19 protein-coding genes and 1 pseudogene are annotated in these 24,237 nt (G+C 41.9%); 15 read left to right on the top strand and 5 right to left on the bottom strand.

Annotated features, from left to right (window positions below; all coding sequences use genetic code 11):
- Positions 1 to 9: 9 nt before the first annotated feature.
- Positions 10 to 1,758: a type VI secretion system baseplate subunit TssF gene (gene tssF / locus NDJ01_RS21450; RefSeq protein WP_006741090.1), complete on the top strand. Its 1,749-nt coding sequence runs from the start codon at positions 10 to 12 to the stop codon at positions 1,756 to 1,758.
- A complete protein-coding gene (gene tssG, locus NDJ01_RS21455; protein ID WP_006741089.1) occupies positions 1,755 to 2,753 on the top strand; it encodes a type VI secretion system baseplate subunit TssG in 999 nt (332 codons plus the stop codon). The genes tssF and tssG overlap by 4 nt, the downstream gene beginning before the upstream one ends.
- A gap of 54 nt (positions 2,754 to 2,807) precedes the next feature.
- Here tssG and NDJ01_RS21460 read toward each other — a convergent pair whose 3' ends face one another.
- From NDJ01_RS21460 to NDJ01_RS21470, 3 genes are read right to left on the bottom strand one after another with little or no spacing between them, the layout of a single operon-like run.
- Positions 2,808 to 3,260 carry an Lrp/AsnC family transcriptional regulator gene (locus tag NDJ01_RS21460; protein WP_005373369.1) on the bottom strand — a complete coding sequence of 151 codons (453 nt, stop codon included), beginning with the start codon at positions 3,258 to 3,260 and terminating at the stop codon, positions 2,808 to 2,810.
- Positions 3,261 to 3,288: 28 nt separating this feature from the next.
- A complete protein-coding gene (tssM, locus tag NDJ01_RS21465) occupies positions 3,289 to 6,681 on the bottom strand; it encodes a type VI secretion system membrane subunit TssM (RefSeq protein ID WP_065645837.1) in 3,393 nt (1,130 codons plus the stop codon).
- 27 nt (positions 6,682 to 6,708) lie between these two features.
- On the bottom strand, positions 6,709 to 8,022 hold the full coding sequence (locus NDJ01_RS21470) for a type VI secretion system ImpA family N-terminal domain-containing protein (RefSeq protein WP_085343945.1): 1,314 nt from the start codon (positions 8,020 to 8,022) through the stop codon (positions 6,709 to 6,711).
- A gap of 538 nt (positions 8,023 to 8,560) precedes the next feature.
- On the opposite strand from NDJ01_RS21470, the gene NDJ01_RS21475 reads away from it, so the two are divergent.
- From NDJ01_RS21475 to NDJ01_RS21520, 10 genes and pseudogenes are all read left to right on the top strand, one after another.
- Positions 8,561 to 9,160, top strand: a complete 600-nt coding sequence (locus NDJ01_RS21475) for a hypothetical protein (RefSeq protein WP_005392629.1) — start codon at positions 8,561 to 8,563, stop codon at positions 9,158 to 9,160.
- 9 nt (positions 9,161 to 9,169) lie between these two features.
- Positions 9,170 to 10,669: a type VI secretion system-associated FHA domain protein gene (locus tag NDJ01_RS21480; RefSeq protein WP_258587311.1), complete on the top strand. Its 1,500-nt coding sequence runs from the start codon at positions 9,170 to 9,172 to the stop codon at positions 10,667 to 10,669.
- Positions 10,662 to 11,162 (top strand): type VI secretion system lipoprotein TssJ, encoded by a 501-nt coding sequence (gene tssJ, locus NDJ01_RS21485; RefSeq protein ID WP_005392625.1) that lies wholly within the window; start codon positions 10,662 to 10,664, stop codon positions 11,160 to 11,162. Before NDJ01_RS21480 ends, tssJ begins: the two co-directional genes overlap by 8 nt.
- Positions 11,163 to 11,173: 11 nt before the next feature.
- Positions 11,174 to 12,499, top strand: a complete 1,326-nt coding sequence (gene tssK, locus NDJ01_RS21490; RefSeq protein ID WP_258587312.1) for a type VI secretion system baseplate subunit TssK — start codon at positions 11,174 to 11,176, stop codon at positions 12,497 to 12,499.
- Entirely contained in the window at positions 12,496 to 13,287 is a 792-nt protein-coding gene (gene icmH, locus NDJ01_RS21495; RefSeq protein ID WP_025767903.1) for a type IVB secretion system protein IcmH/DotU, read from the top strand. Before tssK ends, icmH begins: the two co-directional genes overlap by 4 nt.
- Before the next feature lie 148 nt (positions 13,288 to 13,435).
- A pseudogene (locus NDJ01_RS24790) lies at positions 13,436 to 14,012 on the top strand (DUF4150 domain-containing protein); the annotation flags it as partial.
- 893 nt (positions 14,013 to 14,905) lie between these two features.
- Entirely contained in the window at positions 14,906 to 17,137 is a 2,232-nt protein-coding gene (locus NDJ01_RS21505) for a hypothetical protein (protein WP_258587314.1), read from the top strand.
- Positions 17,137 to 17,700 carry a hypothetical protein gene (locus tag NDJ01_RS21510; RefSeq protein ID WP_049775473.1) on the top strand — a complete coding sequence of 188 codons (564 nt, stop codon included), beginning with the start codon at positions 17,137 to 17,139 and terminating at the stop codon, positions 17,698 to 17,700. Before NDJ01_RS21505 ends, NDJ01_RS21510 begins: the two co-directional genes overlap by 1 nt.
- Positions 17,701 to 17,778: 78 nt before the next feature.
- Positions 17,779 to 18,267: a hypothetical protein gene (locus NDJ01_RS21515; protein WP_258587315.1), complete on the top strand. Its 489-nt coding sequence runs from the start codon at positions 17,779 to 17,781 to the stop codon at positions 18,265 to 18,267.
- A gap of 203 nt (positions 18,268 to 18,470) precedes the next feature.
- Positions 18,471 to 18,881 carry a hypothetical protein gene (locus tag NDJ01_RS21520; protein WP_054577796.1) on the top strand — a complete coding sequence of 137 codons (411 nt, stop codon included), beginning with the start codon at positions 18,471 to 18,473 and terminating at the stop codon, positions 18,879 to 18,881.
- A gap of 114 nt (positions 18,882 to 18,995) precedes the next feature.
- Here NDJ01_RS21520 and NDJ01_RS21525 read toward each other — a convergent pair whose 3' ends face one another.
- A complete protein-coding gene (locus NDJ01_RS21525) occupies positions 18,996 to 20,132 on the bottom strand; it encodes a multidrug effflux MFS transporter (RefSeq protein WP_258587316.1) in 1,137 nt (378 codons plus the stop codon).
- A 99-nt stretch (positions 20,133 to 20,231) separates the two neighbouring features.
- On the opposite strand from NDJ01_RS21525, the gene NDJ01_RS21530 reads away from it, so the two are divergent.
- Positions 20,232 to 21,005: a helix-turn-helix domain-containing protein gene (locus NDJ01_RS21530; RefSeq protein ID WP_258587317.1), complete on the top strand. Its 774-nt coding sequence runs from the start codon at positions 20,232 to 20,234 to the stop codon at positions 21,003 to 21,005.
- Between the two features lie 90 nt (positions 21,006 to 21,095).
- Here the strand turns inward: NDJ01_RS21530 and NDJ01_RS21535 are convergent, their stop codons facing one another.
- On the bottom strand, positions 21,096 to 22,004 hold the full coding sequence (locus NDJ01_RS21535) for a LysR family transcriptional regulator (protein ID WP_258587318.1): 909 nt from the start codon (positions 22,002 to 22,004) through the stop codon (positions 21,096 to 21,098).
- Between the two features lie 135 nt (positions 22,005 to 22,139).
- Here NDJ01_RS21535 and NDJ01_RS21540 point away from each other — a divergent pair, with 135 nt between their 5' ends.
- The gene (locus NDJ01_RS21540; RefSeq protein ID WP_046875926.1) at positions 22,140 to 22,859 is read left to right on the top strand and encodes an SDR family oxidoreductase; all 720 of its coding nucleotides are present in this window, start codon (positions 22,140 to 22,142) and stop codon (positions 22,857 to 22,859) included.
- 396 nt (positions 22,860 to 23,255) lie between these two features.
- Entirely contained in the window at positions 23,256 to 24,191 is a 936-nt protein-coding gene (locus tag NDJ01_RS21545; protein WP_005392612.1) for a universal stress protein, read from the top strand.
- The last annotated feature ends 46 nt before the right edge of the window (positions 24,192 to 24,237 follow it).

The raw sequence follows: 24,237 nt of genomic DNA on the forward strand, positions 1-24,237 counted from the left end.
AGGTGCCACTTGAGTAACAGTAAATACTTTCAAGATGAACTCACGTATTTGCGTGAGTCGGGTAGTGAGTTTGCCAAATATCATCCGAAGTTAACTCACTTTCTCTCTGAGGGAACCTTTGACCCAGATGTCGAACGACTGCTCGAAGGTTTTGCCTTTCTGACAGGTCGAATCCGCGAGAAGATTGATGATGAACTGCCTGAGCTGACGCAATCTCTGATGACTTTGCTGTGGCCACATTACATGCGTTCGATTCCGTCTTTGTGCATTAGCGAACTAAAACCGCATACCGGAAGTGTTACTGAGAAAACCGTGGTGAAACGTGGCGCAGAAATGGCGAGTGAACAGGTAGAGGGCACGCAATGTTTGTTCCGTACTTGTTACGACGTCAATCTATACCCAATTACGATCACTAACATCGAACAGACCAACAGCCGCACCAGTTCGATGATTGATGTGACTTTATCGACGGAGCATGGTCTTGAACTGTCTCGGATCGGTTTAGACACGCTGCGATTACACCTGCATGGCGAGATTCATATTACTCGAACTGTCTTCTTATGGCTGTTCCGTTACCTAGATTATGTCGAATTAGATGTTGGTGGTGGTTACAAACATCGCTTAGGGCCAGAATATGTTAAGCCAGTTGGGCATGAAGAGGACGAAGCGCTCCTGCCTTACAGCAAAAATTCATTTGCAGGCTACCGTTTGCTGCAAGAATTCTTCTCTTTGCCAGATAAGTTCATGTTCTTCGACATTAAAGGCTTAGAGTGGCTAAAAGGCATTCCACAACGTAGCACGGTCAAAATCAAATTCCACTTTAAGCGTGCATTACCGTCAGAAGTGGTGCTTAAAGATAAGCACTTGAAATTGCACTGTACGCCTGCCGTTAATTTATTTGAAAAAGATGGCGATCCAATTCGTTTAGAGCACCGACGTAACGAGTACAAGGTACGTCCGCAAAGCAACACTCAGGAGCATTACGAAGTCTATTCCATTGAGCAAGTGGAAAGCTGGAGTAAAGACGAGCGTCGTCGAAAGTCTCTGATTGAATTTGAATCATTTGAGCATCAAATTAACCAACGAGATAAGCGCGAGTTCTACAAATCTAAAGTTGCTGAGCGTGTAAGCGGTAGAGGCCTTGAACGCTACATATCATTTCATACTCATAATGGGGATATTGCGGAACTGGGGACAGAAACGGTACTCATGAAACTGCAATGTAGTAACGCAGATTTGGCGGAACGTTTGTCAGTGGGGGACATCACTTACGCGACTCATAAATCACCGACCTATGCGACGTTTAGGAATATTACCAAGCCCACTCAATCGGTCAGTCCACAAGTGAATGGTGAGCTTCAGTGGCAGTTAATTGCGAATATGTCACTCAACTACCTATCGCTGGCAAATATTGATGTACTTAAAGTGCTTCTCTCTACCTATGATTTCCACTCTCGTGTTGACAGACAAGCGCACCGTGCATCCATTCATCGACTTGATGGGGTTATCTCTTCGGAAATGAAACCAATCGACCGTGTGTTTCGTGGCGTTTCGGTACGCGGCAATCAGTTTAAGTTGGTCACCAATTCCAAATTTTTTGTCAATGAAGGCGACATGTTCTTGATGGCGACGGTGCTTAACGAATTCATCCGTTTGTATTCGAGTGTGAACTCCTTTACCGAACTGGAAGTGTTTGATGAAGCGACAGGCGAGGTTTATAACTGGGCAAGTCTTATCGGACAGCAGACGATACTATGATTAATACACTTTCTGATAAGTCGAATGAGTTTAGTTTCTATCAAGCAGTCTTGCTGCTAGAGAAGCATTATCAACTAGAGCCGAACTCTAACTTTGTCGCCGTCGGTGAGAACAAGTACTTCCACCAAGAACGTATTGAGTTCAGCGTTTCGCCAAACTTATCTTTTCCAAAGAGCGATATGGACTTTATTGCTCATATGGAGAGAAATGGCCAGCAGTATTCTAGAGTCGAAACTAACTTTCTTGGCTTGCATGGTTCAAGCTCACCACTTCCTGCTTCTTATACTGAGAAACTGGCAGGGCGAGATCCTGAAGACAATCCGGTAAAAGATTTCTTTGATTTTTTCCATAATCGGTACACCAGTTTGTTGTACCGGGTTTGGAAGAAATACCGATATCACGTGCAGTACCAAAGCGGGGCAAGTGATGCCTTCTCTGGACGTATTCTGCACTTGGCGGGCCTATCTAGCGTAATGCAAGATAGTAAGGTCGCAGAGTTAGATCGAGCGAAAATACTGTCTTATGTAAACCAACTTTCTACGCGTACGCGTTCGCCGAAGCTGATTTCCGGTATTGTTTCGCATTACTTCTCGTTGCCTAGCGTGCGTATTGAAGAGTGGGTATATCGCCGCGTAGAAATCGCAGAAAGCCAACGGAATAAACTCAACCGTGCTAATTGCATATTAGGGCAAAATTTGCACTTAGGACAAAGCATTGCGGACTTAAACGGCAAATTTAATCTCTGCATCGACAGCATCGATTTTGAAACATTTAAGCAGTTTTCCTACGATGGTGAGTTACACAAAACACTGGTTGGCCTGATGCGTTTCATTTTGCGTGACCCGATGTCGTGGGACTTAAAGTTGACAGTTAACTTAGATAGTATTCCAGAGAATAAGCTAGGTAATGGGGAAGGGAACCACTTAGGACAAACATTCTGGTTAGGTAACCCAAGTGATAAAGATGCCAAAATCCGAGTCATCGGAAGCATATAAGAAAGCCGCTCTACGAGCGGCTTTTTATGTTGTCATCAAAAAGGTCAGAAAAGCTTAACGACTGATCGGCTGGTGAAGTACGACGGTAGTGTCAAGCCTTTGAATCCCGTTAAATGACTCAATTTCGTTACAAAGATGATGAATAGACTGCAGATCGGGCGCTTCAATTAGGGCAATAATATCAAAGTTGCCACCAACAACGCTTGTTAAGCGAACCTCAGGGATTTCTTTAAGCGCATTTGTTACATCATTTTTCTTACCCTTTTCACAAGATATCAATAGATAGCTTGCGGCTTTGCGCCCTTCGTTTTCTACACGAATTTGTGCGGTATAGCCTTTGATAATACCGGTCTTTTCTAAACGATTAATCCTTTCTGCTACTGCTGTACGAGACAAACCAATGTTTCGAGATAGATTCGCAATAGACTCACGCCCGTTTGACAATAGACTTGAAAGTATTTTTCGATCTAATTTATCTAAACCTTGTAAAGTCATGTTTGAAATCATGTGTTCTGCCTATTTTGTTTTTATATTGTTATTTAATCGACTCTGGGAGCGTAAAGTTATATAGCTCAGCAAGAGTGAATGGGTTTTTCTGCGTCAATGGAGTGATGCGTAAGCTTAAGTCCCTCCCTGACACTTTTATGTCACTGACAAAGCTGCCGTTATGAGTGTTTGTCAAGGTCGAGTCACCTAGCAATCTGTATATCGCCCATTGACCACTCTTATTTAAAACGTGCTGTCTACCTTCGTCGGTTACATCCTGGAGTGTGATACTAATATTGAAGTCACCATTTTGCGGTGGCCAGGCCATTTCACGAATTCGGCTTGGACCGTGGTAGTAACTCATATTGGTATCTGCAATTTTTAAACTGGCTCTAATTGCACTAGAGTCAAGGTCGAGTACTCTTGCACTAAACGGAATATGAACTCGGTTGGTGCTTTTATTAATTAATGTATCTCGAATGACATTATAGTTGCGTAGTTGCACTAGCAGAGCTGGAGAGATTGGCATCGTCTCACCATCTACCTGCTTTGGCGTCCACAAGTTCGTATCGTAGAACGGTGCAAAGTTTTTCTGAATAAATGTGTCTAACAAGCCACCTGAAGCAAATAGCAATTCGAAATCTTCAATTGAGATTTCCTCGGTCGCTGTTAGGTCAAATGGATATTTCCCCAATCCAATCTCTTTAAACTTGGTATAAATTTCACTGTACCACTGAGTTTGGATGCCTTTTGCGGACTCTGTAATCATTACTGACCAGCTTTGCTGAACCACATCTAGTAACCAGCTGCGAACGGGTTCTGGTGATTTTTGCGCAATCTGTTTAAGCTTGATTAATGGGTCCGCCTCAGTACTGTTCATTCGATGCTGTGCTGCTGCTAGCGCCGCCATTTGTGGATCTGGCGCGTCGGCGATGTCTTTCATGTAGGTGCGAACACGACTCAACGCTGCAACGGTCTCATCCCAAGGAGTAGGGGAGTTTGGTGTCTCACTCACTTGAAGCTGGTTTAATAGGTGAAAGGCTTGCTCAACACGTTGCATTAGCAAGTAATCAGGTTTTACCACTTCTTCTACGGCATCTGATGCAGAATCTGCTGCTGCCGCGAGTTTCGGGTCAAGTTTTGAAATTAGAGCGCTTTTTTCGCCAACGGGTGAAAATTGTGTGTTGGCATAGACCTGCTTCAATACCGTTGTCATTGGTGAAGAAGGGCCAGAGATTAAGTCTATCGCGTTGGTCAGGTCACCAACGTTGTCATAGTTTTGGACTTTGAGCTCACTCAGCGCATTACGCCAGTTATTGATGTAGTCATCAGTATATTTTTTTCGCACTTCTTCTTTAAAGGCTTCTTGCTCTTCGTTGGTAGGGATGACATGTTGCGATAGACCTAGAACCCAGTTGTCGCTGATTACTCGTTGCGACATTAAGTCCACGCGTGGTCGATAAAAGGTGCTAAAACCAGTGGAGGTATAGATCTTATCGACGATTAAGCGTTCGCTATCGATTGGCGTATTAAATACATTGCTAAACTCAAAACCGACGGCTCGTTGCAGATCTAATGTTCCTAAATCAATAGAGCTTGCTTCGGTTAAAATGCCTGCATACACGAGGTCGACATTCGAATTTGCAAGTAATGAACGACGTGTTGCACGAACAAGATCCATATTGATATCGATTGGAGCAAATTGTGTGCGAAAGTAGGCGTCTAAGTAGCGCATGGCCTGATCAACGACGTCACTTTGGTTACTCAAATCACTCATCATTTGGAGTGTTTGATGACGTAAAAAACGGATATCACGCTTAGATGGATCATTAAGCATTAAATACCCCTTCAATAGAGGTAAAGCGCGCGTGAAAGCGTTTTGATTTTGTGCCAATTGTAGGCGGTAACCTTTCTCAATCAGAGGTATTAGCTGCTGAGCGACTTCCTTAAGTAACGCTTCGTAGGCAATGCGAGTGCTTTGATCCAAACGGCTAATATTGAGTGGTAATATTTCCTCATCTAAAGCCTTAGAACCTTTAAGCCATGCCCCATAAGACGGTTCTATCGCTTTGGTTGCATTCTCTAAAAGCTCACTAAATCTTGCATCGTGCTCTGCTTGTGATTTGTCATCAATACTTAGTAGTTGATTCATCACATGTAAGTTACTGTCTAACGTAGTTGCAAAAAAGTAACTACCGCCAGCAAGCAGAATAATGGAGCCGAGTATGGCTAAACGGCTTTGTCTCTGAATTAGACGAAGATACGTCTTGTTTTCTCCCGCAAAATCGCTTTCAGGCAATATTTGCGAATCAATCAGAAAGCGAGAAAAATACGGTGTTTCCGTCAACTGGGTATGCTCAGAGGCGATAATTGGTAAGTTGAAGTAGTTACTACAACTTTTTGCTAGTAAATTGTATTTACGACCGCCTTGTAAACTTGAGCTAAAGAAAATTTCACGGATATCTAGCGAATAAACACCGTTGTTAACATCACACAGACGCTCTAGAACATAGCTGACTTCAGACTGACATAGCTCAAACTGCTTAGGGAAAGCGAGAATTGCCTGTTTCTCGTCGATATCTGTTGAGTTAGCTGATGCATCTAGCGCGTTACTTTCAAGCACTTTAACTAGATTTCGGTAGCTATCACGATAGTATTCTGAAAAAACACCTTTGGCCTCTTTCAGCGGGATAGAAAGGAACTCTACACGTGTCTTAAGAGAGCTAAAGTGCATGTATTCTTTAAATCCATCTAACTTGTCTAGCTTCGACATAATTAGATAAATGGGTAATGCCGACGACGTCTTAGAGTTGATAGTGCTCAAGCGCTCCAATAACGACGAAATAGTGTACTCTTTTTGTTCTGGCTCAGAGACGATCATGAACTCGAAGTCGATGAAGAATAAACAGCCAGAAAATGGTTTTCTAGGTCGGTGGCGAATCACTTCTTCGATGAATGTATTCCATAAAGAAGCATCACTGCTTGATATTTCTTGAAACACTAAGCGTTGGTCAGGTTTGATGTATACAGCGCTGTCAGATTCGTACCATTCAAAAAAATCATTCTTAGCGGTTCTCGTGCGATCCATTGGTTTAATTGCACTAGAATTAAATAAAAATTGACGTCGCCCTGACCCTTTATTACCAAGCATCAGATAAATTGGTTTCTTGCCTGAGTTAGCAAGAAGAGGTTGGATGACCATAGAAAGAGCTTCTTCCTCAGTTTCCAAATTTTGAGCTTTAGCGCTGTTCTTTTTTTTCAACCATAGTGTGAATTGAAAAGTGACGTAGAAAATGGCGATAACACCAAGGCTCAGCCAAAGATACAGTTTATCTGCATCTTTTAGAAAAAGAAGATAAATAGCGGTAATGGTTATCGCCACTAAAAGCGTTAATATAGTAGAAATCACAACTGGATTTCTAAACAGTTTTTGTTTGAACATAAGCCTAAAACTTCTTTAATTGTATTGTTATTTATTGTCAGTTTTTTCAGCTTGTAGCTGACTCAATTTATATAGGTAGATGTTCAGTAAAAGGGTTGCGCGGTCAATTTCCTTTTGCTGTGAATACTTTTCAGCGTATTCAATACGACCTAGAAGCGGAAATAGTGAGTTACTATATTCGTACGCCGTTTTAGAGTTCTTATCTACATTCTGTCTAGCTACGTTGGCAAACACCGTTCTTGCGTCTGAGAATCGCTTATACACATCCATAAACTGGTCTTCTAAATGGGCGCTCTGTGTCAAAAAGTTTTGACGTAACTGCTGGGCAGAAGATGAATCTGGATAGATTGCGATTAATTCATTGGTCAAGCTATCGAGCTCGCTGACGTTACTTACTTTGGCCGAGTCTAAAAACCAGTTATTCATCATAATATCTACGCGATTAATAGTTGGTGTTTTCAGTGACTGGGCATATTTTTTATTTTCGTAATCTAACGAGGCGACCAACTTTACAAGTTCATTAAGTGAAGCTTGACTAATTTTTTGCTCCAGCGTTCGATAGCGTTGTTGTTCGTACACAAAATGTGAACATATCGCCGTAACAATCAAGCCAATGATGAAGTAGATCATAAATCGGCCGGACTTTGTTGGGTTCGTTTTTTCACTGTTATTGAGGGGGGATGGCGAGTCCGGGGCAGGAGAGGGAGATACATTCACTTTAATTTCAGGTGTTGCCTGTGCGGAAGCTGAAGCGTTAGTATTTGCTTGTTTTTTCTCACGTAACTCTATGGCATGTTGTTGTTCTTTTATCTGTTCAGCCCATTGATTTAAGATACGACGAATGCGACCAAATGAAGGCGCTTGAATACCGTAATGAAGGCGAAGCTCTTCCTCTATTCTTAAACACAACTGGTGCGCAGCTTCAATCAGTGGAAGTTCTTCCGGCAACGCACGGTGCTTATTAATACGTTTTTCAGTATGCTCCACCATCCATTCAATTGCGCTCATTCGTGCTTTTGACTTTGAATGTTCAGGGTATGCGGTGTTCCAATAGACCACACACACATCAAGCAATGAATTTAACCCTTCAACAAGGCCTCTTAGACCATCGTTATATGTTGATGCGACCGTGAAGTAGCAGCAACAACGTAAGTCTTTAGCGTGAGTGCTCAAGATTTTTTTTGAGAGTGTTTGAACCGTTTTCCAAGAGACTCTTCCGGTGACTTTATTAAGATTATTTATTTGACGTTTTATTTCGTCAAAGTCTTCAGAGCCATTAGGGTTAGAGCCGCTTGGGTTATTTTCATCGATTGGTCTTCGAGCGAAGTCGCTAAAAAACATAAGGCAAATTCCAACTGATCATATAGAAGTATTAAGGTATATAGGACTCCACTGCTGTTATATTAAATTGTAAGCAGTGCATTACCGAAGTGATTCTATAGACAAAAGAAGTTGTTTAGATAATAAAAACACTTAAAAAATAAATTAAATTATCCTTAGTGTGATCTTTGTTCATAATATTAATGTCAATAGTTCGATTTGTTTTTAAGGAGAGCCTTATATATGACGAAGTCGATCTTTTGAGTTAATAAATGTGATTAAATTGTTAATTTTGTCTGTTTTTTGTTCGTCTGTGTTCTTTAAAATAGCCCTCTTAAATTGGTGATAGAGCCTTCTTAATTTTTATTTAATTAAATAGGTTTACAGGCTCATTGCTTTAACTCAGTTCGGTCCATTAGTTTTTGTTTGTAGGTAAAATAACCAACCCTGTAGTTGAAATGTATTAAGTTATAGGTGTTTTTTTAGGCTTATTGAAAAAGAGAATATAATTGATATCTTTCGCCTCTAAGTAGAATATCGGTTTTCCTAGAGGGACGAAATGCTAAAACCAAGTCAAATCGGGCTGATTTCAGCCATGTGTCTATTTTCTTCTTTTGCAGTCGCAAAGGGAGAGCGTTATGGACTCTCTGCCAGTATGTTGACTATCGATAGCATTAATTACGAAGAAGGTAACAGTGGTGAACAAGACACTCTGAGGTTTGGCTTGGTTCATTCTCGCCCTATTGATGAAAATAATAACCGTTGGCGCTGGTGGTTAGGGCTTAACTACCTAGCAGAAGATATCGAAGCGCCAGCTAGCGGTCTATATCAAGAAGTAACTAACTATGAACTTCGTGTTGTACCGCAATATGCGCTGGCTTCTTGGAGCGTTTTCACACCGTACGTAGGTGCTGGTTTATCTGCAGGTTACTCACAATATTCAAACCGTTGGCAAGTTGACCCAGAAGGTTACCGCTATAAGAGTGTCGAGGACATCGATCAGTTCGAGCTGGGTGCAGTTATTGCCGTTGGTACAGTCATTAAGCTAGGTAGTAACCCAGATGCTCATATACAAATCATTCCTCAAGCCTCTTATATTCTCCCAGTTATCAATGATGGGATAGGTGGGCTTGAACTGTCTGTTTCTATGCTATTTTGAGGTATATAGATGCACTCAAATCAGCTAGTTCTATTTATTTCTAAATGCCCAGAGGAATACACAGGTGTCAAGCACATTGAAATGCCCGAGAGTGGTGGTTCAATAGGGCGTTCACCAAGTTGTAGTGTGTCTTTAACCGATCACAACCGCTTTATATCAGGCACTCATTGCCTGATCAGTGTGTATGGAGATACCTACTATATTAGTGACGTATCCACTAATGGCACTATGGTTAACGGAAACAAAACACTCAAAAATCAACCTGTTGCGATAGTCGATGGCGATATTATTTCTTTAGGACAATATGAAATTGGCGTTTCTCTGGAGCATGTTACCTCGACACAAGACATTGCCGCTGATATAGCCCCTGAGCGAGTATCCAATGATCCTTTGGTTAGCCTCGGTGACGCAGTTGTCGAAGAAGAAGAAAAAGTAGGCGCTTTAGAAGATTTGTTTATGGAGACTAAACAGGATGACATTGATTGTCATGATCCTGTTGCGCACCTTAACTTTTCAATGCAGCGAGATGATGATTATTTAATTCGTGACGATGAGCATCCAGAACCTGAACAGCCTAAAACGGTGGAAAGCACACGTCAGGTGGTCGATGACAGTTTCAGCATATACTCCGAGTTCGATCAGCCAAGCCTCATCCCTGAAGATTGGATGGCTACGGAGACCAAGAGTAACGCATCAATAAAGGGTTCGTTAGGGATAGAGGTAGAGAACGGTACGCCACATAGAGAAGATATTGTCTCAGAAGAGACGGTTCAACCCCAAACGACGATTCTAGATAGGGCAGTTCAAAGACAACATCGTGCACCTAACTCCACAGAGGCGATCGTCGAACATACTGCTACGGGCTCAAAATGGGAAGAGATGACACAGTCATTTACTCCTTCTTCTCAAACTAATCAGCCACTTCAAATGCCTGCGGTAGAACCTACGATAAACAGTACGACTAAAGAGCAAGCGGGTATCGAAGCAACCGCCTGTTCTCAAGATATAGCACAAGCGTTTTTTGATGGTTTGGGTATAAGAAATCCTGAGCTAATGACGAATGAAGCTCAGTTGTTCAAACAAATGGGCACTTGTTTGCGCTTATGTATTGATAACCTACAGAAAGAATTACACGAAGTAGAGTCCTTGAAAGAAGAGCAGAGTACGAGTGAGTCTAACTCTAACATTGCAGAGCTGATGCTGACTCTCAATAGCCAACATCTACTGGCTCCAAATGAACTGGTAGAACAAATGCTTGATGAGTTGAATGACCACCAAGTCATGTTTAACAAAGCGCTGAATGAGCTCATTTTAGAACAATCAGAGACGAACGATCCCGTTGCATTTGCTAACAAAGTGGCGAGTCAATCTTTGTTCTCAACGAAGTCAAAACTGTGGGGCGAATATTTAGATTTCTACTCTAATAATCGTCGCCTGCTCAACGAAACATCCTTAAAAGGGCTGATTAAGAAAAACTATAACAAAGTGATTAAGGGAAACCATGCGTAGTATCGCCGTATTACTCGGATTTGCCATGTTGTCCGGTTGTTCCATGTGGGATCAATTTAAAGAGTCCACGGGTATCACACCAGAAACTTCGTCCATTGAATTGGTTATTGAGGCGTCACCTGTACTCAATGTGAGAGATGGGGGGCAGTCATCTCCGGTCATTCTCCGCCTTCACGAATTAAATTCGCCAGTTTTATTCCGAAGCTTAGATTTTTTTGCGCTGTTTGAAAACGATAAAGCGTCGTTGGGTGATGAGTACATCAAACGTTATGAATATCAAATACAGCCAGGTGGAAAAGTTCATGAAATGCTAACGCTAGACCCTGACACTCGTGCCGTCGGTTTTTCTGTGGCCTTTCGTGATATTGATGGTTCGTCATGGCGTAAAGTTGAAGTCATTGAAGAGAAGAGCGAGTACTACATCAAGCTCAAGTTAGAAGGCAGTGAGTTAATTTCTGATAATACTCGCGGCATTGAACAGGTTTACTTTTAAGGGATAGAAACATGTCTTTATACAATCCAGTTGTTTGGCAAGATGGAATGTTCATGAAGCCGCAGCATTTTCAACAACTCGATCGTTCGCAAAGTAAACTGTCGAGCATGTTGAGCAACAACGCATCTCCTTTACATTGGGGGATTAAGCGTTTGGAAATAAATTCACAACTGCTAGCCCTCGGTAAAATTGGTATTACGCGTGCAGAAGGCATCCTACAGGACCGCACGCCATTTGAGCTTCCACTGCTCGCTGAACTACCAGAAGTGAAAGATGTGGATCCTTCGATTGCCGATAAAGTGGTTTATTTGTGCTGTCCGTTACCATCGGAACGTGCTGAGTTATTTGGCACTAAAAAAGACGGTGCACGTTATACGATGGAATCTCAAGAAGCGGTTGATGCTTGTTATGATTCGGAAGACATGGCAAATATCGTTGTCGGTAAGCTTAACTTTTGCTTAATGTACGACCATGAAGATAAAAGTGCTTACACGTCTATTCCGATCCTCAAGATTTCGGAAGTGAAGCCAGATGGTAGCGTGATCTTAGATGATAGTTTCATTCCTACCTGTATTGATATTCACGCATCTACAGTACTTAATAAGTTCGCGACGGAGTTTGCTTCTATGCTGAAGCACCGCGCAGAATCCATAGTTCAGCGATTAGGGGTAGTGGATCAACAAGGCGTATCATCAGTTTCTGACTTTATGCTTTTGCAAGCGCTCAATAGATACGAACCCTTGTTTTGGCATTTTGCAAACACAGAAGCTGTACACCCTGAGTCTTTGTATCGAATTCTTCTTCAGGCAGAGGGCGAGCTTTCGACGCTGTGCTCGACGACACGCCGACCTATTGAGTTTACTAAGTACAATCATGGTGATTTAACTAGTTGTCTTTCTCGCGTTCTAGACAGTGCGAAAATGACATTGAGCGTGATGTCTGAACAAAGAGCAATTCCACTGACCTTAAAAGATCAGAACTATGGCATCAGAACGGCAGCGATCCCTGACAATAAGATCATTGATACGACGACCTTTATTCTTGCAGTTAAAGCCGACGTTACCTTGGATGTCCTGCATACGCAGTTTGTCAGCCAAACGAAGATCGGTTCAATCGATAACATTCGCGACTTGATTAACCTTCAACTGCCTGGGATTGAGATCAAACCAATGCCAGTTGTGCCACGCGCGCTGCCGTATCACGCTGGCTATACCTATTTCGAGCTCGATAAAACGGGCGAAGAGTGGATGGCATTGAAGAACACTGCTGCGATTGCGATTCACGTTGCGGGCGATTTCGCTAACTTATCATTGCAACTTTGGGCCGTTCGTCTATGAGTTACGCAGAAACCGACGTCACCGTAGTCTTATTCCAACCAGAGCCTGGCAAACCAATGGAGGTAATGCCAGCGCCTGACTTGTCGAGAAACATCGCAGTACAAGATCTATCTATCGACAACATGGGTATTAACCCGCTAGTGGACCAGTTCTCATGGTTGATCGCCAGTCTGTCTTGTATGTCTTCGATCCCTTGGCTTGATGACCCGATGCCATTTCGTGAACAAGTGGCACGTGAGATTCGAAAAGGTGAACGAAAACTTAATGAAATGGAGCTCGATCGTGCTTCGGTTCTTGTTATTCGTTACTGCTTGTGTGCGGCGATTGATGAATCTGTTTGTCGGCAAGAATGGGGGGCAAATAGTCACTGGAGCCAGAACAGCTTACTGTCTGAATTCCATAACGAAACATCTGGTGGTGACAAGTTTTTCGTTATTCTCGACCGCTTAAAAGCCGACCCTCGTAAATACCGTCACGTTATAGAGTTTCTCTATTTATTGCTTCAACTTGGTTTCCAAGGCAAGTACGGCCGTGAAGAGCGTGGTAACGAAAAGTTAGCGGAAATTGGCAGCACCATTTATCGATTAGTGCGAGATGACCGCCTAGCAGAACAAGAAAAAGTTTCTTTAATCAACCTTAAAGCTAAATACCTAAAGAAGCCGTTAAAAAGGGTAATTTCACCCAAGCTGATCTTGAGTCTTAGTGCGATGACGTTTGCGCTTATGTATGCGGCAACCTACATCGTCATAGACTTAAAATTCCAGCAACTGCTTGAAGTGTATAGATAACCAGAAATCTAAAAATGAGATCTTCTGCCAGTTTTAAGGTTTGCTGTGAATATCACTGGTCTTTTAGTGAAATTCACTAGTCATTTAGAGAGATTGCAATGTGCGATCTCTTTTATCATTCAATCAATAAAATTCAAATGGATTGGTTATGGGCGTAACAGTTGGTGCGAATGGACTTTCGATAGTTCATAAAGGCTCAGGTGGTGAAGCGAATGCAACGCTCCCAGATGTTTGTTTAACTAAGGTCGGCAAGCCAGTCGTTCCTATCCCTTATGGCAACAATGCTAAATCAGCAGACCTTGCTGGTGGGACTACGACGGTCTCTATGGATGGCGGTAACAGTGTTGCTATCAAGGGCAGTACGTTCTCAAAAAGTACCGGCGATGCGGGCGGTGACAGAAAAGGCGTTGCCTCAGGCACGATAGAAGCCGAAGCAAAATTCATTTCAGCTTCACCAACGGTTAAGTTTGAAGGTAAGGGCGTATGTCGCCTGTCCGATCAAATGACCATGAACAAAGCCAACACTATGTGTTTGGGTGGCGCACAAAACCCATCGGTTTCTGTGACTGAAGAGCAGGAAGGGACGTATACGCTGGATATAGAATGCAAATATCCAAATGGGCTCCCTTACTCTAATGCACAATTTTCTTTAGTCGAACCTTCAGGTGCTGTCATTGGGAGTGGAGTGCTGGATTCTAGCGGAAAAGCATCTGTTAATGGTCTCGCTCTAAAAGAATGCAAGTTAGTGCTCAGCGAAACTCAAGACTCTTATACGCCGAACCAATCTTTAGCTGAAAATATTGTGACGGAAACTTACCCTGATCCGAATGATTTTTGTACGTTTGTCGCAGGTCGCCGCTCGCCATTTTGGGAAGATCGTGTTGGGGTTGCTAATGACTGGGGGATATTGATGTCCCCTTCCTTCAGTGATGATGACTTTAAAGATATTGTGTTAGAGCAAAGCCGTATATCGTCTCCTTATGCGATTAGTCAAAATCACTCTAAAGATTTTTCTGATGCTTATGTTTCGGCACTTTATCACATCCAAACTGATACTACTGCGCTAGAGAAATATGAATCTTTAGTTGAACTGCTCTTGGAGCAAGTGCACGAAAATGGCGATATATTGAGAGTCTTATATCAAGCTGATGTGTTTGAGCCTCCCTATGAATTATTAGCGAAGCTTCGCTTTTTAGGGACTGGGAATACTGTGAAGTATTTGCAGTTTGTTTTATGGACGTTGATAAACAATCAAATCTGTTCATACATCGATGAGCTAAACAGTGAAATCATCGGTCGTTTAGATTTTATACAAAGCCAAGCTTCTGCAAGATCGTTGAGTTCTGTTGAAGAGGGTATAAACGGTTATAAAAAAGCACTTAACCACTTCAAACAAGCACTTCCTGACGTCATTAGCCAAATTTTCGAAACCAAAAATGACACCCTAATTTCTATATCGGCAATGGCCCTTGGGAGTACCGTTAACATAGCGAGCCAATCTAGCTTTGCTACTAATTTAGGTAGGGTTAATGCGGTGGTGTACACGAAGTCAAACAACTTGAACCGCCCATCATTTGTCACTTTTGACGATAACTTTTCTGACTAGGACATTTAAATCATGGATGCAGTTTTTCCGATAGCGCAACGAGAAGGTGACGCTTACTACACGCTCAGTGATTTTACGAAATTGTTTGATCAAGCTAAGAGCGGTCGTTATTTAATAGGACAAGGGTACGGTTGGCATAGTGGCATTCACTTAACATCAAAAATGTTACCGTGGGGGAAAGGGCTCAGACCTATTCAAGCGATGCTTGATGGAAAAATAGTGGCATTTCGCATAAATCCTGATTACCTAACATCAACGTACCAAGAGCAAGAGTTTAAGTATAGTAATAACTTTGTGCTTATCGAGCATGAGGCTGTAAACCCCGAAGATAATGAAGATGTATTTAAGTTCTATACACTTTATATGCACCTTGCGCCACCTTCAGATATTGGCGCCAATTCATCTATAACCACGCGTTACCGTTTACAAGAAGCGAGAAATGTACGCACTTTCAAACATAGTGATGTGCCTACTAATTCTGGTGAAAAAAAACAGTCGATGTCTAAAGGAACATTACTTGAATACCTGTATGCAGAAGAGAAGGAGACCCATCCATACCAGATCGACAAAAATACCTACAAAATGATAAAGTGCCGTGTGGTAGAGAATGGTAAATCGGCAAGTGGTAGCGAAAAAGCACTGTTAAACAAGATTGTTTGGTTTGCTTCGGGTCTCAATAGTGACTTTGACATTTTAGAAGATTCCTCTGCTGTCCTATCAGAACCAGTTTCAGAACCTAAATGGATGTCGGACAAGGCGGCAATGATTAGGGACGGTAGTGTGGTTTCTTTACTCCCACTCCTATTTAGAGAGGGGATAAAGGTTTCAGCTGGGGAAGATATCGGTTACATGGGACTGCATGAGTACAGTAACGATGCAATTGGAACTAAGAAAGAAGATAATCGTGTGCATATCGAGATGTTCTCTTTTGAGGAGCCGCCCGAATTTTTCAAAAAACAGATTTCTCCCAAAAATGCGGAAGAAAATCCACTTGTTGTTCTCGATGGGGCCAATAGTAGCGGTGCCGTTGATATGAGTAATTCGTTTATTCAGCAATTACTTGAATCTGTGACAGAAGATCAAGTAACGGACTTCTCCTCGTTCACTGCTCGCGATGCCAAAGTATACTTAGACGGTAAGCGTAAACACTTTGAGCGATTTATTGTGAAACATCCTACAGATTGGCATACAGAGTCGTCACAAAGTCTTTATGAATCAATCCATCAGACCGCAAAGGAAGCTCTAGATATTAAGTGCTCCGCTGGTTTTGTGACTATAGAGGACTACCGTAACTCCCCATGGCGCGATCAAGTGATGGATAGCTTTGATCTTTTCTCGCAATTCGAACTGGAAAGAGCAGATAAGTTCTCATGGATGCAAGATTTACAAGGTGATTTGCAACTAAGCGATGATAAGAGTCTTTGGCATTATTGGCCTTTTATTCCTCAAACTCAAGGTGCCTTTAAGTTTACTCTAGAAATGCTACAAGAGGTATACCCTGAAGTTAAAGACTCTAAGCGGGATGTCTTACAAGGTATTGTTAATGAACTAAATGATCACATGCTTTTTTATAAGCTAGATACGCCTTTACGTAGAACACACTTTTTTGCTCAGCTTATGCAAGAAACCGGTGAGAGCCTAAATATGGCTGAATATACCAATTATCGTATTTCTACGCTGGATACATCAGAATTTAATACTGCTAGGTCACGTCGATATCCTTTAGATCACCCTAAATATGCAGGTAAGCGCTATATTGATGTTCACGGTATCGCAGACAAGAAAAATGGTAAATTCGTTAAAAAAGATGGTACTTCTCCTACTCTTGATGACAAAAGGATATTGTTTAACGTTATGTATGGAGGCAGAAGCGAAATGAAGAATGGTGATTTTTTGACAACTGATGATGGGTGGATTTTTAGGGGGCGTGGATTAAAACAGCTTACCGGCAGAGACAATTATGAGCGTTTCAATAAATGGCATTTACAAAATCAATCAGAGTGGCCATTGGACGTCGTAGATTTTTTAAATACACCAGAGCTTATATTAGAGGCTAAATATGCGACTCGCTCTGCTGCTTGGTTTTGGCTAGATATTAAAGGTCCTGAGAGGGCAGATAAAGGAGCCAACGATAAAGTTGTGAATGAAATAACACGTAAGGTAAACCGTTATACTAGCAATAAATCTTACCGGAAGCGTAGAGAAAACTTCAAACTTTTATGGGAAAATAAGGTATTTAACTAATGATAAAAAATATTAAACTTCATGCTATGTCAAGCATTCTCATAATAAGCTTCCCAGTTTTAGCAGTACACCCACAGATAGACAAAAAACTAAGCGATACAACAGTCACTTTGTGTAAGAGCAACGAGGACATTTACTTTAATGCAAAGTTAGAGAACCGAAAATATGTTTCCTTGTGTGGGGCTGGGCATAGAAGTCCAAGTACTGGTTATGTAAAGTATCGATATGGGACAAGCGATAAAGTAGAATTAGAATACCCAAAAAGTGCAGAAACCCCAAAAGGTAAATTTTTAAGTTATCATATAAGACTTGGTAAGTTACAAGGTAGGAATATTTTTTTCTATTCAGGGGATTACAGATATAGTATCGGTTATTTAGCTGATAACTGTAGCTTGCATGTTTATAAAGGTAGTGAGCTTGTATTTAGCTCATCTTGCGAAGAGACTTCCGAGCTGAACACGTTTGGTGGAGGTCAATCATCAGGCTCGGTGATATTAGAAGAAGAACTAATCAAAAGATTTCCTGAACAATTTCAAGACCCAAATGAACCGGAGTTTCACTGAATTTACAATAGATGTGTTAGCTTATAACGATCCTCTGGTTCTTGCGCGTGACTCTTGAATGTTTGATGAGGGGGCTCCTTGTTCATTAGGAATATAAACATCATTAGCTTTTTATCGTCCTTGTCTCTTTCACTTTCTGTAAGTGCAAGCTGTGATCAAGAATCCACCGTATTCACATGTGATTTAGAAAATAAAGGTGGCAGTTTGAAAGCTTGCTTTAATCAAGCCGAGAATTCGATGTATTTTGTTGTTGACGAAAATGGGTTGAAAACAGTTTATACTCCAAGACAAGGGAAGAGTTTAGATAACTATAAATGGATAGATATTTCTTTTGAAGAACCTGAATTCATTCCTTTGAAGTTTGAAGTAAATGAAAACAAGAATGCGTATTTTTCATTGACTAGAGGTGGTGGGCGGTTGAGTGTCGTTGCTAACTCCGTTGACATGATTGAAGATGAAAATGCTGTTGAGTACTACTGTGAATTGGAAACTGAAACAGCTCTGGATCCCAACGTTAGATTAAAAATAAAACACGTAAAGCCCAATGAGTTTGAAGCTTGGGATTAAATAGCAATAGATTCCAGTGAGAGCCTAAATAAAATTCATTGTAATAAAGAGTTAGCTTTTCTAGAAAATTTACTCGAGATGTTTGGATAAGAAATGTTCAGATAAAAAGCGCCGAAAGGCGCTTTTTATTTTCTTTAAAATAAAGTATGGTCTCCCTCCTTTTAAAATGGTAAGTGTTGAATAATTATACAGTGGTTAGGTAAATGAATAAAATAACTAAACTCGCTTTGGCTTTGTCCGTATTGACATCTGTTGTTGGGTGTCAACTGGTCTCAAATACGCCGATGCAATCGACAGCAACGAAGGAAATAATTGAAAAAGCAAAGGCAGAGTTTGATGGACAACGTTTTTATAAGTTGAATGAATATGATGAAGAAATCAACGTTTCAGATGACGGGGTCATTACCTTCAAGTCTTACTTACCACGCAGCGGCGGTTATGAATGGGTACCAATTGTTATACGCGATACTAGTTTTCGTGTTTCTTGCGATTATTTCAGTGAATATGTTGAAGCTGGAATGGTTGTTCAGGTTCAGTTTGTAGGTAAACGCGGGCGCATTGAAAATTACGACAAGCAACGTTGTGAAGAGTACGGTGAGCCAACATGGCAATAAGATCTATGGATAATTAAAGCGCCGACAGGCGCTTTTTATTTACGTTTTAGTTAACCGTTAGAAAAGATGTAGACCAATCTTCGGAAGATTAGGCAAGCAATGTGTAGTATCTGGTCACAAGTTGGTATGAACTTGCCTTTTAGAAAACGCTAATAAAATCGCTAAACAGCTACATGCTAGTAGAACGACACCTAAGTTTTGTGCTGTTCCAGCCATCGCTAATCCCGTCCCGATCATGATGTAGTACATGAGCCCAAATAAAGCGCCTGCGCTACCTACCTGTTGTTTATAATCAACGAGTGCGTCACTGAGTATATTGGGTATCGCAATCCCATACGACATGACGACTAACATCATTGGAGCAACAAACCAGATTGATTGGCTCAGAATCAACACACCGACTGATCCCAAACTAAGCAATACTGCTGAGAGCCAAAGTAGTTGGCTTTTTCGAACATTTTTAGACACTAGGGATTTATTTAAATAACTTCCAAGCAGAGTGCCTAACCCCAGTACCATGCCACTGTATCCAAATTGTTCGGAGTTATACCCAAGTGCTGAGAAAGTAAATGCGCCAAGTTGGTAATAAGCAAACAGAGCAATGTTATACAAAGCGACTAATAATGCTGAGCGCCAAATTCGCGCGTCTCTTAGCATTTTCAAGCTAAGTTGATGCAACCGTACTGGTGTCTGTTCCTTCTGTGTTTCAGGAAGTTTAATAACGTTATAAGCGAGCAATACTAACGCGATTAAAAATAAAGCGAAAAACACATAACGGTATCCACCAAGCGCTGTAAGCTGCCCGCCTAATAGCATGCCAACTACCGGGCTGATTGATATACCCATCCCCATTAAGCTGAAGACTTTACTCAGTTCTTGACCGTCAAACGCGTCACGAAGCATGGTCTGTGTGACAACGGAACCTACCGCGATACCAAATGCGCTCAGAGCTCGCGCAGCCATGACAACAGCAAAACTCTCGGTTTGAGTTGCGAGTAAAGACGCACAACCATAGATAAAGAGCCCAATTAACATGGTAGGCCTTCTTCCCAGTTTATCTGCGAGCACTCCCCAAACTACAACGCCAATGGCAAACGCTAGGAAGTAAATCGACAGTGTTTGTGCTGCTTGTGCGTGGTTTACATCAAATGATAGAGCGATTGAGCTCAACGCTGGGCTATAGATGGTTTCTACAATTTGCGGAAACATCAACATAACCAGCATGAGCCATAAAGAGGGCTTAGTATTCATATTGTTACCCATTGTTAATGAAGTTGGCGGGCAGTATAAATGAGGCTATGATTGAGCCAATAACAACATAAAAACCAAATACATCAATATTCGGACAAAATGGCACTTATTGACGAAGAAACACAGTTTGACGCAGACAAAATTTCTAATTGTGTAGTGGGAATTGCTGCGGATATTGGCAAGCACGACTCAGGTATGCATCAGCACAAAAAAGGGCAGTTATTGTACGCACCTCAAGGTTGTATGAGTTTTGCTCTGGAAGACTCGATTTGTATTTTGCCACCGACAAAGGCGGTTTGGATCCCACCTAATACGCCGCATCGCGCACTAATGACGAATGTGGTGGCGTATCGATCTTTGTATTTTGATTGTGAGGAGTTTGCCTGTCCGAGTAAGATCACGATGATAGAAGTGAATAATTTACTCCAAGCCCTCATTGATAAAATGTCATTTTGGGAGTGGGATAAGCCTAACAGCGAGATGCTAAATACGACAGCACTCTTCTGGGAGGAGTTTTATGCTGCGAAACGTTATTCGTTTCAGTTGCCTTTGCCATCACATCGGCGCTTAACAACATTTCGCCGGGAGTTGGTTGAACCTTCATTTCTCGCTCCTTCGCTTACTACTCTTGCAAGCAAAGTGGGGGCAAGTACCAAGACGGTAACACGATTATTTAAGTCGGAAACGGGTATGAATTATCAAGATTGGCGTCAACAGTGGAGGCTCTTAAAAGCAGTTGAATTGTTATCAACGGGAATGCAAGTTAGCGCCGTTGCTGATTGGCTGGCGTTTTCGTCAGACAGTGCTTTTATTGCATTTTTCAAAAAGCAAACTGGGCAAACACCTCTGACGTTTATGAAAACCAAGCCCTAAGCATCAAAATACTCACACTCTTTCTAGAACAAATCCTAGGTTCATAGGCTCAGCCTATGAAGAGTACATAGAGAGATACCAACGTGCACGTTACTTGTGTTTACTCGGCAGCTGACGAAAATATTGAGTAGCAAAGTCAATAAAGGCTCGGATGCGTTTTGGTTGATGTCGGTCGTGATGGTAAAGGAGTGAAAACTCCACACTCGGAATGCTCCAGTCGATAAACACTTCTTTTAGCTTGCCTGTCTGGAGTTCTTGTTGGCAATAAAGTGCTGGTACACGGATGATACCATTTCCCGCCAACGCTGCTTTTATCATTACTCTGCCACTCTTACATCGTAACTGTCCACGTATCTGGTGTTCCGTTGACTGCTTTGTATTTGTGTTCTCGAATGCCCAGCGTGTCACACTGCCTGTCAAACAAATGTGTTTTTCTAAGTCTTTTGGATGCGAAGGATAGCCATATGTTTCTAAATAACTTGGGCTTGCGTACGTCCCCATTTCCACATCAATCAGTTTGCGAGCGATAAAGTTGGAGTCTTCTAACTTTCCCATTCGAAAAGCGATGTCGAATTCATCCGCGATTAGATCGACACGATGGCTGCTGAAATCTAAGTTAATGTTCACTTGTGGGTGTTGGATTAGAAACTGAGCAACGATATCTGCGACAACGTCTTCCCCTAAATACCCCCCCACGCAGTTGATACGAATTTCGCCTCTTAATTCTTCTACATCATCAACCACTGCCATAACAGCTTGATCAATATTGTGAAGGGCGGTTTCACACTGTTTATACAGAACCTTGCCTGCTTCGGTGAGCTTCAGTGTTCGAGTGGTTCTTTGTAGCAAAGTGGCACCAATCTGTTGTTCCAGATTTGTTATTTGACGTGAAACGTGTGAGCGAGAAACGCCAAGTTGCTCTGCTGCTTTCGTGAAGTTTCCTAGTTGAGCGATTAGGACGAAAGAGCGGATATCCGCAAGGTTGATGTGTGTTTGCATGATGACTTCTGCGTAATTCAAAAAAGTATTGTTGCAGTATAACAACAGTGTTTCAACTAGGTCGGTATATATCAACAAACAAAGTTTTCTTAAACTTATCGCCACTGAGGTAAACCGTTCTATTAAGGATTCAAAATGAAAAAGTTAATTGTTATTACAGGCGCTAGTTCAGGCATTGGTGAAGCGATTGCACGTCACTTCAGTGAACAGGGCCATGCTCTTCTTTTGTTAGCAAGACGTGTAGAACGTTTAGAAGCATTAAACTTACCAAATACGCTTTGTGAAAAGGTAGATGTGACCGACAAAGCTTCTTTTGAGGCGGCAATTGAGAAAGCTGAAGCGTTGTATGGTCCGGTAGATGCACTTGTAAATAACGCAGGCGTTATGCTTCTAGGCCAGATAGATACTCAGGACGCATCGGAGTGGAAGCGCATGTTTGATGTGAACGTACTTGGCTTGCTCAATGGTATGCAGTCCGTCTTAGCACCGATGAAAGCACGCAACAGTGGTACGATCATTAATATCAGCTCTATTGCGGGCAAGAAAACATTCCCTGATCATGCCGCTTACTGTGGTACCAAATTTGCGGTTCATGCGATTTCTGAAAACGTACGTGAAGAAGTCGCATCATCGAATGTTCGCGTTACGACTATTGCACCTGGCGCTGTGGAAACTGAATTACTTTCACATACTACGTCCCAAGATATTAAAGATGGCTATGATGCTTGGAAAGAGGATATGGGGGGCGTGTTGGCAGCCGATGATATTGCACGAGCAGTGCTGTTTGCTTATCAGCAACCGCAAGGTGTATGTGTTCGCGAAATTGCTTTGGCACCGACAAAACAGCAACCTTAACATTAATTTACAGCGACTTCTGGATCATTAGGGCTGTGAATATTTGCACACCGATTCGTGATTGATATGGCATCTTTCAACTAAGTCGTATGAAAATTTAGGTTACCCATTTAAGTCCGTAGCCTAAGTGTGTTATTGCTTATACCCAAGTTACTCAAGGTGAGAAAAAACTTTGAGTAATTTGGGTTTTTATTTGGTCTCAATTTTTAGTATGTAGCTCTATTGGGGTCAGCGGGCCACAGTCGTAAAGAAAAGGAGAAGGTGACGTAAAGCAAAATGAAGCAATATCCATAGCTTAATGAGAATTGATTTCATCAACGTCACAAGCCGTTACAATTATCCGTTAGGTATTATACTTTGTGGGTGGTTAATATTTAACCAAACAAGGAGGTGTGTATGAAACGATTCGCGAACATACTTTTTGCAACACAAGGATTGCCTGGTCATAGTGAGGCGCTCGAACAAGCGATGAGGATCGCATCCAGCAACAAAGTACCTGTTTCAGGGCTAATTGCGTGCCCCGATTTCCCCGTGGATATGCTCCAGTATCAGCAAAGTTATGAGCAATCGCTACAAGACTCCCTCAAACAAAGCATTCAGGAATACAGACAGAAGCTCGATCTTTCTGAAGATGATCTGGCATTTCCTCTTACTGTGAAAAGCAGTGAAAAACCCGCTGTCTGTATCATTAAAGAAGCATTAGCTGACAACAAAGATCTTATCATCAAAGAAGCTGAACCACTCGGTGAAGGCGCTGAAGGCTTCAAAGCCATTGATATGACACTGTTACGCAAATGTCCTTGTCCATTATGGTTACACCGACCGATTGATAAGCCGAGAGACAAACGCCGCGTGGCTGTTGCTATAGATCCGTTAACGGCGAGCGATGAACAGCACTCATTAGCGGTGCGTTTGCTTGAATTATCTCGTTCAATAGCCGACACCTGTGACAGTCGTTTACATGTGATTTCTTGCTGGGAATATTACTTAGAGAACTACCTACATGACAATGCTTGGATTCAAGTCGACGATGCTGAGTTGAAACATGAACTCGACAAAGCAAAAGCCGATCATAAACAAGCTCTACAACAACTGCTGGAAGAGTCGGGGATTACGGGTGAAATTGTGATTCATCATTTACACGGAAAGCCTGATGAAAAAATCCCGGATTACGTAGAAAGCATAGAAGTGGACGTTCTAGTCATGGGTACCTTAGCGAGAACAGGGATATCTGGCTACGTCATTGGTAATACGGCTGAAAACATTTTGCAATCTATAAACTGTAGTTTGGTCGCTCTTAAGCCCGATGGTTTTGTATCGCCGATTCAGTAATTGGTGTGTAACAAACCTGGGTTTAAGTGGTTGTTTTAGGTAAAGG

Source organism: Vibrio sp. HS-50-1 (genome assembly GCF_024747315.1).
In the GTDB taxonomy this organism is placed as follows: domain Bacteria; phylum Pseudomonadota; class Gammaproteobacteria; order Enterobacterales; family Vibrionaceae; genus Vibrio; species Vibrio diabolicus.